The 12,842-nt window shown below is 61.5% G+C and carries 13 protein-coding genes, 1 pseudogene and 1 riboswitch; of the genes and pseudogenes, 9 read left to right on the forward strand and 5 right to left on the reverse strand.

Annotation, left to right across the window (positions count from 1 at the left end):
• Positions 1-6 precede the first annotated feature (6 nt).
• From atpD to K6M89_RS23415, 3 genes are read left to right on the forward strand one after another with little or no spacing between them, the layout of a single operon-like run.
• On the forward strand, positions 7-1,434 hold the full coding sequence (gene atpD, locus K6M89_RS23405) for a F0F1 ATP synthase subunit beta (protein WP_097605967.1): 1,428 nt from the start codon (positions 7-9) through the stop codon (positions 1,432-1,434).
• A complete protein-coding gene (locus tag K6M89_RS23410; protein WP_222141166.1) occupies positions 1,434-1,673 on the forward strand; it encodes a hypothetical protein in 240 nt (79 codons plus the stop codon). The genes atpD and K6M89_RS23410 overlap by 1 nt, the downstream gene beginning before the upstream one ends.
• Positions 1,673-2,080: a F0F1 ATP synthase subunit epsilon gene (locus K6M89_RS23415; protein ID WP_010053653.1), complete on the forward strand. Its 408-nt coding sequence runs from the start codon at positions 1,673-1,675 to the stop codon at positions 2,078-2,080. The genes K6M89_RS23410 and K6M89_RS23415 overlap by 1 nt, the downstream gene beginning before the upstream one ends.
• Before the next feature lie 240 nt (positions 2,081-2,320).
• Here the strand turns inward: K6M89_RS23415 and K6M89_RS23420 are convergent, their stop codons facing one another.
• The 5 genes and pseudogenes from K6M89_RS23420 to K6M89_RS23440 all read right to left on the reverse strand — a co-directional run bounded on the left by K6M89_RS23420 (position 2,321) and on the right by K6M89_RS23440 (position 7,229).
• Positions 2,321-3,058 (reverse strand): sugar transferase, encoded by a 738-nt coding sequence (locus K6M89_RS23420; protein ID WP_222141167.1) that lies wholly within the window; start codon positions 3,056-3,058, stop codon positions 2,321-2,323.
• 167 nt (positions 3,059-3,225) lie between these two features.
• Positions 3,226-4,446: an acyltransferase family protein gene (locus K6M89_RS23425; RefSeq protein WP_222141168.1), complete on the reverse strand. Its 1,221-nt coding sequence runs from the start codon at positions 4,444-4,446 to the stop codon at positions 3,226-3,228.
• Positions 4,447-4,535: 89 nt separating this feature from the next.
• Positions 4,536-5,546, reverse strand: coding sequence for an ABC transporter substrate-binding protein (locus K6M89_RS23430; protein ID WP_222141169.1), 1,011 nt, complete (start codon positions 5,544-5,546; stop codon positions 4,536-4,538).
• A 68-nt stretch (positions 5,547-5,614) separates the two neighbouring features.
• Positions 5,615-6,426: pseudogene (locus K6M89_RS23435) on the reverse strand (ABC transporter ATP-binding protein).
• Positions 6,423-7,229 carry an ABC transporter permease gene (locus tag K6M89_RS23440; RefSeq protein ID WP_097580698.1) on the reverse strand — a complete coding sequence of 269 codons (807 nt, stop codon included), beginning with the start codon at positions 7,227-7,229 and terminating at the stop codon, positions 6,423-6,425. The pseudogene K6M89_RS23435 and the gene K6M89_RS23440 overlap by 4 nt, the downstream one beginning before the upstream one ends.
• 208 nt (positions 7,230-7,437) lie before the next feature.
• A riboswitch (TPP riboswitch) is annotated at positions 7,438-7,551 on the reverse strand.
• Between the two features lie 332 nt (positions 7,552-7,883).
• On the opposite strand from K6M89_RS23440, the gene soxR reads away from it, so the two are divergent.
• The 6 genes from soxR (at position 7,884) to K6M89_RS23470 (ending at position 12,828) form a co-directional block, all read left to right on the forward strand.
• Positions 7,884-8,354, forward strand: a complete 471-nt coding sequence (gene soxR, locus K6M89_RS23445; RefSeq protein WP_222141171.1) for a redox-sensitive transcriptional activator SoxR — start codon at positions 7,884-7,886, stop codon at positions 8,352-8,354.
• Between the two features lie 121 nt (positions 8,355-8,475).
• Positions 8,476-9,246, forward strand: a complete 771-nt coding sequence (locus K6M89_RS23450) for an SDR family NAD(P)-dependent oxidoreductase (protein WP_097580699.1) — start codon at positions 8,476-8,478, stop codon at positions 9,244-9,246.
• A gap of 102 nt (positions 9,247-9,348) precedes the next feature.
• Positions 9,349-9,690 (forward strand): ArsR/SmtB family transcription factor, encoded by a 342-nt coding sequence (locus K6M89_RS23455; RefSeq protein ID WP_222141172.1) that lies wholly within the window; start codon positions 9,349-9,351, stop codon positions 9,688-9,690.
• Between the two features lie 79 nt (positions 9,691-9,769).
• Positions 9,770-10,663: a LysR family transcriptional regulator gene (locus tag K6M89_RS23460; protein WP_012485454.1), complete on the forward strand. Its 894-nt coding sequence runs from the start codon at positions 9,770-9,772 to the stop codon at positions 10,661-10,663.
• A 132-nt stretch (positions 10,664-10,795) separates the two neighbouring features.
• The gene (locus tag K6M89_RS23465; RefSeq protein ID WP_097580631.1) at positions 10,796-11,275 is read left to right on the forward strand and encodes a formate dehydrogenase subunit gamma; all 480 of its coding nucleotides are present in this window, start codon (positions 10,796-10,798) and stop codon (positions 11,273-11,275) included.
• Positions 11,272-12,828 (forward strand): formate dehydrogenase beta subunit, encoded by a 1,557-nt coding sequence (locus K6M89_RS23470; protein ID WP_222141173.1) that lies wholly within the window; start codon positions 11,272-11,274, stop codon positions 12,826-12,828. The genes K6M89_RS23465 and K6M89_RS23470 overlap by 4 nt, the downstream gene beginning before the upstream one ends.
• Positions 12,829-12,842: the final 14 nt, after the last annotated feature.

Here is a 12,842-nt window from a genome sequence, read left to right on the forward strand (position 1 = left end):
AAGAATATGGCTGAGGCAGCTACCCGCTCTGTCGGCAAAGTCACCCAGGTTATCGGCGCCGTCGTCGACGTTGCTTTCGAAGGCGAACTGCCGGCGATTTTGAACGCGCTCGAAACCGACAACAACGGCAACCGTCTGGTTCTCGAAGTCGCCCAGCATCTGGGTGAAAACGAAGTTCGCACGATCGCCATGGACTCAAGCGAAGGTCTCGTTCGCGGCCAGCTGGTTACCGATACCGGCGCTCCGATCATGGTTCCCGTCGGCAACGAGACGCTCGGCCGTATCATGAACGTCATCGGCGAGCCGGTCGACGAAGCAGGTCCGCTGGTCACCGCTCACAAGCGCGCCATCCACCAGGATGCGCCTGCCTATGTCGACCAGTCGACGGAAGCGCAGATCCTCGTTACCGGCATCAAAGTCGTCGACCTTCTCGCCCCGTATGCACGCGGTGGCAAGATCGGCCTCTTCGGCGGTGCCGGCGTCGGCAAGACCGTTCTGATCATGGAACTGATCAACAACGTCGCCAAGGCGCATGGTGGTTACTCGGTTTTCGCCGGCGTCGGTGAACGCACCCGCGAAGGCAACGACCTTTACCATGAAATGATCGAATCGAACGTCAACAAGCATGGCGGTGGCGAAGGCTCGAAGGCTGCGCTCGTTTACGGTCAGATGAACGAGCCGCCGGGTGCCCGCGCCCGCGTTGCCCTGACCGGCCTGACGGTCGCCGAACACTTCCGCGACCAGGGCCAGGACGTTCTGTTCTTCGTCGATAACATCTTCCGCTTCACGCAGGCCGGTTCTGAAGTGTCGGCTCTGCTCGGCCGTATTCCTTCGGCCGTCGGCTATCAGCCCACGCTCGCAACCGACATGGGCCAGATGCAGGAGCGCATCACCACGACGACGACCGGCTCGATCACCTCGGTTCAGGCCATCTATGTTCCGGCCGACGACTTGACCGACCCGGCGCCGGCAACCTCGTTCGCTCACCTTGACGCGACGACGGTTCTGTCGCGCTCGATCGCGGAAAAGGGCATCTACCCGGCCGTCGATCCGCTCGACTCCACCTCGCGCATGCTCGACCCGATGGTCGTCGGCGAAGAGCATTACGAAGTTGCCCGTAAGGTTCAGTCGACGCTGCAGCGCTACAAGGCCCTGCAGGATATCATCGCCATCCTTGGCATGGACGAACTGTCCGAAGAGGACAAGATCGCCGTTGCCCGCGCCCGCAAGATCGAGCGCTTCCTGTCGCAGCCGTTCTTCGTCGCCGAAGTCTTCACCGGTTCGCCGGGCAAGCTCGTCGCCCTCGAAGACACGATCAAGGGTTTCAAGGGTCTCGTCAACGGCGAATACGACCACCTGCCGGAAGCCGCCTTCTACATGGTCGGTTCGATGGACGAAGCTGTCGAAAAGGCCAAGAAGCTCGCTGCCGCTTAATGAGCGATGCTCAGGACGAGATATTCTGCTGCGACTCGCTGAAAGGGGTCGTGGCGGAACTTCCGGAACCGGCCGCGCCGACCGTCTATCGTGCCGATAACGGCGTGGTCATGATGGTCGTCGGGCTGGTTCAGACCGAGGAAGGCCTCGGATATCTCGACCAGGCGATACTGCACTGCCCGTTCTGCGGGACCATATTGCAAGATGCAAAAGCCATAGCCGAGAAGGTAAGTCACTGATGGCTGACAATTTCAACTTTGAGCTCGTTTCGCCGGAGCGTCTGCTCTTGTCGGAGATGGTGACCGAGGTCGTCATTCCCGCGACCGAGGGCGAGATGACCGTCATGGCGCACCACGCGCCGACGATGACGACCATCAAGCCCGGTGTGGTGAGCGTGCGTTCGGCTTCCGGCAAGAAGCAGGACTACGTGGTGTTTGGCGGTTTTGCCGATATCCTGCCGACAGGCTGCACTTTGCTTGCCGAATCCGCCGTTCCGGTCGAGGAACTCCATAAGGACGAGCTGACCCGTCGTATCGAGGCTGCCCGCAAGGAGCTCGAACATGCCGAACTGCACGAGCACAAGTCGAAGCTCGAGCATTTCATCATGGAACTGACGCATCTGCGCGGCATCGTCCAGCAGGACTGACCGGGTAACGACAGCTTCATTGAAAGGCGGCCTCAATGGCCGCTTTTTTTGTGTCTGGCTTCTTCCTTGGATACGGAAAACAGCGTTGTCGTGCGGCTTCAAACGAACGCGGCCGGCTGTTTCGGTTGAGAAAACAGACGGCTTCAATCAGCTCAGGGAAAACTCCAAAAGCGCGCTACAATCTTTCGGAGCGGCCTGCGCTGCTGACGGATTATGCGGCCGCAGCTTTGCCGCAGCGTCTCAGAAGCCGGTGCCGCCTCGCAGCTCGATGATCAGTGTCTTGAACAGGATCTTCAGGTCGAGCAGCAGGCTGAAATTCCTGACATAATAGATATCACAGGCGATGCGGGCCCGGGCTTCCAGCGACCTTGTCGTCGGGCCGCGCCAGCCGCGTGTTTGCGCGAGGCCGGTGATGCCGGGGCGCATGATGTGTCGATGGTGGTAGTTCGGCACCACTTCCTCGTAGAGCCTGCCGGCTGCGCGCATGTTGATGGCATGGCAGCGTGGGCCGACCAGCGACATCTCGCCCTTGAGGACGTTCAGCAGCTGCGGCAGTTCGTCGATGTTGGTCCTGCGGAGCATTGCGCCGATGCGGGTCATCCTGGCGTCGCCCTTGACGGTCTGCTGGACGCCGCTGGGATCGCAAGCTTCCGCCCGCATCGAGCGGAATTTGAAGACGTTGATCTTCCGTCCGTTCAGCCCCCAGCGAATCTGCCGGAAGAACACCGGACCGCCATCGTCAAGCTTGATGAAAAGCGCGATGGCCAGAAAAAGCGGCGCCAGCACGAGGAGGGCGTTGACCGAGATGACGATGTCGATCAGCCGTTTCACGGCCAGTCGCAGCGCCGCCTTTCCTTCGCCATTGGAAAAGCTCTCCGGCTGGCGAATGTTGGAGTTCGCTATGACCAGGGTCCTGATTTTGGTCTGACGCTGAGACGGATCGAAGCGTGAATTCGTCTTCGAAGTAAAAGCATTCATTACGCAAGGCCCGTAAGTTTAGATGCAATACTGAACTGTAGGGAGACAAATACATGCTCACGTAAGGTTTGTCATCGGGATAAATAAGAAATTGCTAACCCTAAAGACACCAAAAATGGGAGTATTCCCTGTTAACCTTAATGCCTGTAGTTGAAGTGGAAACGAAATTATACTTTAAAAGGAGTAGCCCGATCGGGTGAGTGCGATGTCAGACGGTTTCCCAAGTCGATCGCCGGTCGTTCCAGCAGGTGATAGCTCAGACTTGCCACCAGAAGGACGAGCGCCATCGTCAGCCCGCAGGATTGCAGCCAACCGGTGACGACATTGTCCGAGGAGGCGCCGAACGAACCGGGGTCGAGCCTCTGGATCAATGTCAGGATGATCTCCTGCCAGATATAAATGCCGAACGAAATCTTGGCGACGTAGCGCACGAGAGCGTTGTCGAGCAGCCTGCCCAGGCGATGCGAATGGCAGAGCGATACGAGTGCGGTTGCGATCGCCAGCGGAAAGACCGGAAATCCGTAGGGTATGTCGAGCCACCCGTACGCCTCTGCCGAACCGCCGGGCGATATGGCGAGGCGGTAGCCGGCAATGGAAAAAGCGAGAAGCGCTGCGGCATCGAACCAGAAGGAACGCCTTGCAGGCAGCATGACGTCGATGCCGGCGGCAAGCGCGCCGAGCGCGAAGACCGCGAAGAAGCCGATCGGATTGTAGTTGGGCATCCATTCCTTCGCCCCGCCCTGCAGGCCATAGGCCCAGCCGCGCCCGATGTCGTCGAGCGCAAAGAGCCTCAGGATTGCCAGATGGGCAATGAGGACGACGGCAATGACGCAGAGCCAGGCGGAACGGGCCAGCAACCGGCGCTGCCGCAGCCGCGGCAGGCGAAACAGCAGGAGAAAACAGGCCGGCAGGAGCACATAGCTGGTGACCTCGAAGGGGATGGACCAGAGCGGTCCGTCGGCTTCGACAGGGAAAAACGTGCGCCAATGCCATTGGCTCATGAACAGCAGTCCGGAAACGTAGCGCAGCGCAAGCTCCGGTGTCAGCGGCACGGCAAGCAGCGTCAGGCTGACAACGAAGCTGACGGTGGCGGCGACCCAGAAGCCGGGGGCAATGCGCGCTGCCCTGCGGATGGCGTAGCTCCCGAGGCTCGGCATGTCGCTGCCGGCATCGAGCGCGCGCCAGAAGGGACGGGCCAGAAGAAAGCCGCTGAGCACGAAGAAAATGGCGACGCCGAAATTGCCGAAGCGGAGGATGTGCGCCGTCGACGCCAATTCATCGGGAATTCGGCGCATATCCAGCCGGAGCACGAGATGATGAGCAAGCACCAGCAGGCAGGCCGTCGCGCGCAGAAAGTCCGCTCCGGCCAGTTTCTCCTGTGGTCGCATGTCTCATTCCCCACCTGCCCGATCCGGCTCAAACCGTCCCGATCCGAAACTTGCCGCGGAACGCCGCCTCGGGCAAGGCCGGGGCGGGTTCAGCCGAGGAGTTCGTTGGTATAATAGGTGGAAAAGTCCGGCTTCTCCTTGAGTGCTGCGCCATTCGCATCGACCAGGATGCCGTTCTCGAGCAGGAAGGCGCCGATGGCATCGGCCTTCGCCGGGTCGATTGTGCCGATCACGCCGGCCTCGGATTTGAGGAAATGCCCGTCGATCAATGCCTTCTGGGACGCTTTTACCAGTTCCGTATTCATCAGTGCGCCATTGCTGTTGGAAATCAGCAGGTCGCAGGCTTCGTCAGGATGGTCGACGGAATAGGCATAACCCTGGCGCGTGGCCTGGATGAAGGCGCGGGCGTGTTCCCGACTCACCGCGAGATAGGCGTCGCTGGAAACGATGACGGTCGTCTGCTCGTCGGGAATGCCATAATCGGAATAGTGGAAGCGGCCGAGCTTGCGGTTTTCCAGCTCGGCGGCGATGCCTTCCCAGGTGTAGATCTCCAGCGTGAAATCGATCGAGCCATTGTCCAGCGCCTCGTAGGCGGAGGTGCCGAGGGTGACGGTCTTGACGTCGCCCGTGCCGCCGTCATTGCGGATCATCGCGGAGATCAGCGCGCTCTCCCAGGTGCCGCCGAAGCCGCCATAGGTCTTGCCGTCGAGATCTTTAGGGCTCTTGATGTCGTCGCGTCCGGCCTTATAGATCAGACGCGCGGTTTCGGTCTGGACGACGCCGTAGACCATCTTGACGTCACCGCCGCCGGCGCGCTGCGTCATGGCCTCGATCTCGCTGCTGATGCCGAAATCGGCGACCCCGTTCGACACCAGCGTGCCGGCGCTGGTGTCGGTAAAGGGTAGAATTTCGACGTCGAGGCCGGCGGCGGCATAGAAGCCCTTCGCCTTGGCGACATAGATGCCGATATGGTTGGTGTTGGGCGTCCAGTCGAGCGCAATGCGAACCTTTGCCGGCGCTGACTGGGCGAGGGCGGTGCGGCCGGCGAGGCTTGTCGCGAGGGCGGCGAGGATCGTCTGTCGACGGGTGAGAAGCAGCATGGTGACCTCCTCAGGTCTCTAGAGCATGATGCCGAAAAGTGTGAGCGGTCTTTCGGCGACATCATGCTCTAACTCTTTAAATTGGAACAGGATTCTGATTTGGGCCGACCGGCTTAAAATCATCCTGTTCTAGCGGATGAAGCAGGGTTTGCAGGATTTCGGTCTCGATCGCCTGGGCCGCCGGCGAGCCGAGATCGGCGATGCTTCTCGGGCGGGGCAGGGGAACGCGGAATTGGCGGATGATACGCGCCGGGCGGGCCGATAGCACGTAGATCCGGTCGGAGAGGAACACCGCCTCGCGAACATCGTGGGTGATCAACAAGGCCGTCCAGCGATGTTGCGTCCACATGCCCTGCAGCCATTCCTGGATTTGCGTGCGTGTCAGCGCGTCCAGCGCGCCGAAAGGCTCGTCGAGCAGCAGCATGTCCTGGCTCTGGACGACGGTGCGCAACAGCGCAGCGCGCTGGCGCATGCCACCGGAGAGTTCGGCGGGATAATGGTGTTCAAAGCCGGCAAGGCCGAAATGCTCGAACAGCGGCACCACGGTGGCGCGGGCGGCGCGACGGCTCATGCCGCCCACCTCCAGGCCGAGGGCGGCATTGTCGATGATCCGGCGCCAGGGCATCAGCGCATCGCGTTGCGGCATGAAGGCAAAGGAATGCGGCGCCTGTTCCAGCGGGGCGCCCTTGAAGAGCAAGGTGCCTGAATCGGGTCGAAGCGCCTGGGTCAGCAATCGGAGCACCGTCGATTTTCCGGAGCCGGAGGGGCCGACGATCGAGACGAACTCGCCGCTTGCGACAGCGAGCGAAATGTCGCCGAGCACCTGCATGCCGTCGAAGGATTTCGAAATCTTGCGCAGTTCGACCAGTTCATCGGTCATCGGCGGCGCTCCCCGGACGGTTGCCAGGGCATGACGAGGCGCTCGATCATCAGCGTCACTCCGAAGAGGCAGAGCGTCAGCACGGCGCTGACGACGACGGCGGCGAGGACGAGATCCGGCCGGAAATTGTTCTTGGCGTTGAGGATATAGATGCCGAGGCCGCGCGCCGCTCCCGCATATTCGGCAAAGATCGCGCCGACGACGGCATAGGTGATCGAGATCCTGAGGCCGGCGAAGAAATAGGGCAGCGAGGAGGGAAGCCGGGCCAGGCGGAAAATGCGCCAGCGGCTTGCCTTCATCGAGTTCAAGAGCTCAGCGATGTCGCGGTCGGTCGCCTCATAACCCTGCAGCAAAGCGACGAGCAGCGGAAAGAAGGTGACGAGCGCTACCAGCAATATCTTCGGCAGCAGGCCGAAACCGAACCAGAGGACGACGAGGGGCGCGATCGCCACCAGCGGAAGGGTCTGGCTGGCAATGAAGATCGGCAGCAATGCCCGGCGCATGAAGGGCATGAAATCCATCAGGATCGACGAGACGAAAGCGAAGGCGAGCGACAGGGCGAAGCCGCCGAGTGTGGCGCCGAGCGTCGGCCAGGTGTTTGATATCAACGCTTCGCGGTTCAGCCAGCCCTGGGTCAGGATGCGCGAAGGCGCCGGCAGGATGGACGGTTTGATGCCGGAGAGATCGACATAAAGTTCCCATGCGGCCAGAAAGGCAAAACCGGCGAGCAGGGCGGGGATCGCCCGGTATAGGGCGGCACCGAGCGCGGCAAGACGCGAATCCGATGGTGGTGGCGATGTCATCAGCGTCGATTTCAGGCTTTCGTCCGGCTGCATGCTTCTTCAGATCGGAACCGATCCAACGATAAAATCATGCAGCGATTCAAAGTGCCGCGGCCCCCTTTGCACGCTTGAAAAGCCGCGCGGCGCCGCAGATGCGCAAACCTGTCGAAGACATCGGGAATGGTGCCGGCAAGACTGCCGGATATCGGAAAGGGTGACACTTGTGCGCCGGAAAACATCTGAACCTCGCTCCGCTGGCATTACCCAGATCAGCTTTGAAGGGTCCGGAGGCTTGCGCTTCTCATCTCAGCCCCGGCGACACGGAGCTCCCCTGTTATTTCAGCGAAAACTATCATCGGGGTTTTGTTACCGCAACCGCAAAATCACACACCCGTCCGTCCGGCCGGAACGGAACCGCGGACGCGAAAAAACACCCGGGCGGAGTCCTGCCCGGGTGTTTTCCAAGGTTCCGTACCTGCCGGGAACGGAACCCGAGCTCGTCTCAGGCGGCTATATCGGCAGGACGCGGTCGTGGCGAGGATGGCAAATGCCGGCGCCATGATTTCAGTCGGTTATCGACCGGGTGATCTCACTGTTGCTCCTTCCTGCAGCTGGGCTTTACGCCCGGGGGAGCAGGCGTTATAAAACCTCAACCAATATTGAGGTCAAGAGGCGATGGATACGATCACCGTTACGCCGATCGGCAGGCTTTTGACGGTCGGCGAAGTGGCGGAACGCAGCGGTCTTGCCGTCTCGGCATTGCATTTCTATGAGGCCAAGGGGCTGATCTCCAGCATCCGCACGCGCGGCAATCAGCGGCGTTACGGACGTGACGTGCTTCGCCGGCTCGGCATCATCAAGGTGGCGCAACGTGTCGGTATTCCGCTTTCGGAAATCCAGACGGCCTTTGCCTCCCTGCCGCAGGGGCGCACGCCGACGGTCGCCGACTGGCAGACACTGTCGGCGCGCTGGAAGAATGAACTCGACGAGCGAATCAGACGGCTCAGCCTGCTGCGAGACCGTCTGACCGGCTGCATCGGCTGCGGCTGTCTGTCGATCGAAAGCTGTCCCTTGCGCAATCCCTGCGATCGGCTTGGCGAGGAAGGGCCGGGTGCGCGGCTTCTGGAGAGCGGGAACGAAAGCTGAGCCTCCCGGAGCTCTCGCCTGCGGCGGAAAGATCGATGCGTGCCTTTCTTTCGGAAGGCGCGCTCATATGTTAAGGGCGAATGACGCAACCGGCGGCATCGTCCGCGAGGAGGACGGCTTCGTGTTCCATCCGAGACTATTCGAAAATCGCAATGTCGTCGTCACCGGCGCCGGGCGGGGCATCGGCCTCGAGGTGGCCCGGCAGTTCCTGGACTGCGGCGCGAAGGTGATCGTCCATACCGGGCGCAAACCGGGACGGGATCTGCCGGATTTCCTGCTGACGGCTGAATCGGAAAGACGGGCGCTGTTGCTGAACGCCGATTTCACCGCCGTCGGCGGCGCTGCGCAATTTGCAGAGGACGCTCTCGCCTTCTTCGACAAGGTGCATGTGCTCGTCAATAATGCCGGCACCATGCTCGGCCGTTTTCCGGCTGCGACGCTGACCGACGCAGATTATGAAGCGATCGTACGGCTGAACCAGACGTCGGTGGTGGCGCTGACCCGGGCGCTGTTGCCGGCATTGAAGGCGGCCGAAGGCGCGGCCATCGTCAACACGGTTTCGATTTCAGCGCTGACCGGCGGCAGTCCCGGTTCTTCGGTCTATTCGGCCTCGAAAGCCTTCGTTTCCACCTATTCCAAGGCGCTTGCCCGTGAGCTGGCACCGGATGGCATCCGGGTAAATTGCGTCTCGCCGGGAACGATCGAGACGGATTTCCATGAGCGCTATTCCTCCCGCGAAAAGCTGGAGCAGACGCGAAAATCCATTCCCCTGCAACGGCTCGGCACGGCTGAGGATTGCGCTCCCGCCTATCTGTTCCTGGCGGCTTCTTCGCTCTCCGGATACATTACGGGCCAGGTCCTCGAGATCAACGGCGGTCAGCTTATCTGCTGATTTACTTGGACCTTTTTTGGCATTTCATCACATTTGACGAATTCGCTTGTGCGAATATGCTACTGTGCTGATCTACCTTTTGCTTCCCTTCCGAGATGCCGAATGCCGTTGCCTAAACCGGAGCCGGGGATGACCGGCCAGGAATTGCACAAACTCGCTGCAAAAGCCCATGAAGCGAGCGATCTGCTGAAGGCATTGTCGCATCAGAGCCGACTTCTAATCCTCTGCATCCTCGCGAATGAGGAGCGGACAGTGGGTGAAATCGAGAGTATTCTCGGCATACAACAGGCAATGGTCTCGCAGCAACTCGCGCGTCTGAGGCTCGAAGGGCTGGTCAATACGCGCCGTCAGGGCAGGCTGGTCTATTACAGCATCGGCAATCTTAGCGTGCTTGCCTTCCTCGAATCGCTGTTCGATCTTTTTCCGGCTGCCGAAAGCGGTTAAAGCATGTCGGGTCGCGCGGCGGCTGCCGCGCAGAAAATGGGCTGGATCCGGATGATATCATGCCGGGTCGGGAGACCGGATGATCGACAAGCTGGAATTCTTCATCGCCCTTGCCAATGAAAAGCATTTCGGCCGCGCTGCGGAGGAATGCGGGATTTCGCAGCCGACGCTCTCGGCCGCCATCCGCCAGCTGGAGGATCAGCTGGGCGTCATGCTGGTGCAGCGCGGGTCGCGGTTTCAGGGGCTGACGCCGGAGGGGCAGCGCGTGCTCGAATGGGCGCGGCGCATCGTCGGCGATGCCCGCACCATGCGCGAGGAAATGCGCGCGGCGCGGCGCGGTCTTTCCGGCCACATTCGACTCGCCGCCATTCCGACGGCGCTCGCCATGCTGTCGCGCATCACCACGCCCTTTCAGGAACGACATCCGGGCGTGACCTTCTCGATCGTCTCGCGCAATTCGCTGCAGGTGCTGAGCATGCTCGAAAATCTCGAGATCGACGCCGGTATCACCTATCTTGAAAATGAGCCGCTCGGCCGTGTCACCAGTGTTCCCCTCTATGCCGAGCGCTATCATCTGATCACGGCTGCGGGTAGCCCGCTGTCTGATCGCGACAGCGTGACCTGGAAGGAGGTCGGCGATCTTCGGCTTTGTCTATTGACTGCCGACATGCAGAACCGACGCATCATCAACCGGCACCTGACGGAAGCCGGCGCCACCGTGCATCCAACCCTCGAATCCAACTCGATGATCGTGCTGTTCTCGCATGTCCGAACCGGGCGCTGGGCAAGCATCATGCCGCGCAACGTCGCAAAATCATTTGGATTCCCAATAGAAATCCGCATGATTCCGATCGTTGAACCCGAGGCCCACCATCTGGTCGGCCTGGTCGCGCCCTATCGCGAGCCCTTCACGCCGCTCGTGTCGGCCTTGTTGCATGAAGCGCGCGTGCTCGTGCGGGATGAAGAGCTCTGATAGGAAAAACCTATCAATCCACAAGATAGCTTTATTGATCGTCGCCGGCTTCCTTGAGATGCTGTGTGTGGGATGGCCTCAGCTGGGGAGGGCGCCATTCCGCAACGAGCCAGCGGCTGGGAGGGCTGCCTTATGACCATTCATATCGCCGAAGGCGATATCGCAGCGCGCACGCGTTCCATTGTCGCCGACCTTCGTTTCCTTGAAGGGCCGCTGCTTCCCATTCTGCATCAAGTTCAGCAGGAATTCGGTTATGTGCCGCAGCAAGCGCTGCCCGTGATCGCGGAGGAACTGAACCTTTCGCGCGCCGAGGTGCATGGCGTGATGAGCTTTTATCACGATTATCGCGACCACCCCGCCGGGCGGCATGTGCTGAAGCTCTGTCGCGCCGAGGCCTGTCAGTCGATGGGCGGCGACGCGCTGGCTGAGCGCATCAAGGCGCTGCTCGGCATCGATTTTCACCAGACGACGCTCGACGGCAGCGTGACGCTGGAGGCGGTCTACTGCCTCGGGCTCTGCGCCTGCGGCCCGTCGGCGATGCTCGACGGCGAGGTGTATGGTCGGGTCGACGATCAGATGGCGACGGAACTCGTTGCGGAGGCGCGCCGATGACAGTCAAGATATATGTTCCGCGCGATGCCGCTGCGCTGGCGCTCGGGGCCGAAAAGGTGGCAAAGGCGATTGCCCAGGAGATCGTCGCCCGCGGCCTCGATGCCGAGATCGTGCGCAACGGCTCGCGCGGAATGTTCTGGCTGGAGCCGCTGGTCGAGGTCGAGCTTGCCGGCAAGCGCATCGGCTACGGACCGGTGAAGGCAAAGGATGTGTCCGGTCTTTTCGACGCCGGGATCGTCAATGGCGGCGATCACCCGCTCTGTCTCGGGGAGGTTGAAGACCTCCCGTTCCTGAAGCAACAGACCCGCCTGACCTTCGCCCGCTGCGGCGTCATCGATCCGCTCTCGCTTTCGGATTACGAGGCGCATGGCGGCCTTGCCGGCCTCCGCCGCGCCGTTTCGATGGCGCCTGCCGAAATCGTCAAGGAAGTCACCGATTCCGGCCTGCGTGGACGCGGCGGCGCGGGTTTCCCCACAGGCATCAAGTGGAAGACCGTTCTCGATGCGGCCGGCGACCGCAAATATATCGTCTGCAATGCCGATGAGGGCGACAGCGGCACCTTTGCCGACCGGATGATCATGGAGGGCGATCCCTTCGTGCTGATCGAAGGCATGGCGATATCAGGACTTGCGACCGGCGCCACGAAGGGATTCGTCTACACGCGGTCGGAATATCCGCATGCGATCGCTGCGATGAGCGAGGCCGTCGGCATCGCGCGGCAGGCCGGGATCCTCGGCCGGTCGGTGCTCGGCTCGGGCCGCGCCTTCGATATCGAAGTGCGCACCGGCGCCGGCGCCTATGTCTGCGGCGAGGAGACGGCGCTTTTAAACAGCCTCGAAGGCAAGCGCGGCGTCGTGCGCGCCAAGCCGCCGCTGCCGGCGCATAAGGGACTGTTCGACTGTCCGACCGTCATCAACAACGTGATCTCGCTCGCCTCCGTGCCCGTGATCATGGAGAAGGGAGCCGCCTTCTATCGCGATTTCGGCATGGGCCGCTCGCGCGGCACCATCCCTCTGCAGATCGCCGGCAATATCAGATATGGCGGTCTTTACGAAACAGCCTTCGGTCTTTCGCTCGGCGATATCGTCGACAGGATCGGCGGCGGTACGGCGACGGGACGGCCGGTCAAGGCCGTGCAGGTCGGCGGGCCGCTCGGGGCCTATTTCCCGCGGGCCCTGTTCGACACGCCGTTCGATTACGAATCCTTCGCCGCCCGGGACGGGCTGATCGGCCATGCCGGCATCGTCGTCTTCGACGACACCGCCGATATGCTGAAGCAGGCGCGTTTCGCCATGGAATTCTGCGCCGTCGAAAGCTGCGGCAAGTGCACGCCTTGCCGCATCGGCTCGACGCGCGGCGTCGAGACGGCCGATAAGATCGCCCATGGCATCGAGCCGGAGAAGAACCGGGCGCTGCTGGCCGATCTCTGCAATACGATGAAATTCGGCTCGCTCTGCGCGCTCGGCGGTTTCACGCCCTATCCCGTCATGAGCGCGATGACGCATTTCCCGGAGGATTTTTCGCCGGCGCCGATCGCGGAGGCGGCTGAGTGATGACTATCCACTCG

Origin of the sequence: Rhizobium croatiense, from assembly GCF_019793465.1 — a bacterium.
GTDB lineage: Bacteria > Pseudomonadota > Alphaproteobacteria > Rhizobiales > Rhizobiaceae > Rhizobium > Rhizobium croatiense.

Coding starts and splice junctions, on each gene's coding strand:
- K6M89_RS23420 (WP_222141167.1), bottom strand. CDS start 3,058: ATGAATGCTTTTACTTCGAAGACGAATTCACGCTTCGATCCGTCTCAG.
- atpD (WP_097605967.1), top strand. CDS start 7: ATGGCTGAGGCAGCTACCCGCTCTGTCGGCAAAGTCACCCAGGTTATC.
- K6M89_RS23460 (WP_012485454.1), top strand. CDS start 9,770: ATGATCGACAAGCTGGAATTCTTCATCGCCCTTGCCAATGAAAAGCAT.
- K6M89_RS23465 (WP_097580631.1), top strand. CDS start 10,796: ATGACCATTCATATCGCCGAAGGCGATATCGCAGCGCGCACGCGTTCC.
- K6M89_RS23470 (WP_222141173.1), top strand. CDS start 11,272: ATGACAGTCAAGATATATGTTCCGCGCGATGCCGCTGCGCTGGCGCTC.
- soxR (WP_222141171.1), top strand. CDS start 7,884: ATGGATACGATCACCGTTACGCCGATCGGCAGGCTTTTGACGGTCGGC.
- K6M89_RS23415 (WP_010053653.1), top strand. CDS start 1,673: ATGGCTGACAATTTCAACTTTGAGCTCGTTTCGCCGGAGCGTCTGCTC.
- K6M89_RS23410 (WP_222141166.1), top strand. CDS start 1,434: ATGAGCGATGCTCAGGACGAGATATTCTGCTGCGACTCGCTGAAAGGG.
- K6M89_RS23455 (WP_222141172.1), top strand. CDS start 9,349: ATGCCGTTGCCTAAACCGGAGCCGGGGATGACCGGCCAGGAATTGCAC.
- K6M89_RS23440 (WP_097580698.1), bottom strand. CDS start 7,229: ATGACATCGCCACCACCATCGGATTCGCGTCTTGCCGCGCTCGGTGCC.
- K6M89_RS23430 (WP_222141169.1), bottom strand. CDS start 5,546: ATGCTGCTTCTCACCCGTCGACAGACGATCCTCGCCGCCCTCGCGACA.
- K6M89_RS23425 (WP_222141168.1), bottom strand. CDS start 4,446: ATGCGACCACAGGAGAAACTGGCCGGAGCGGACTTTCTGCGCGCGACG.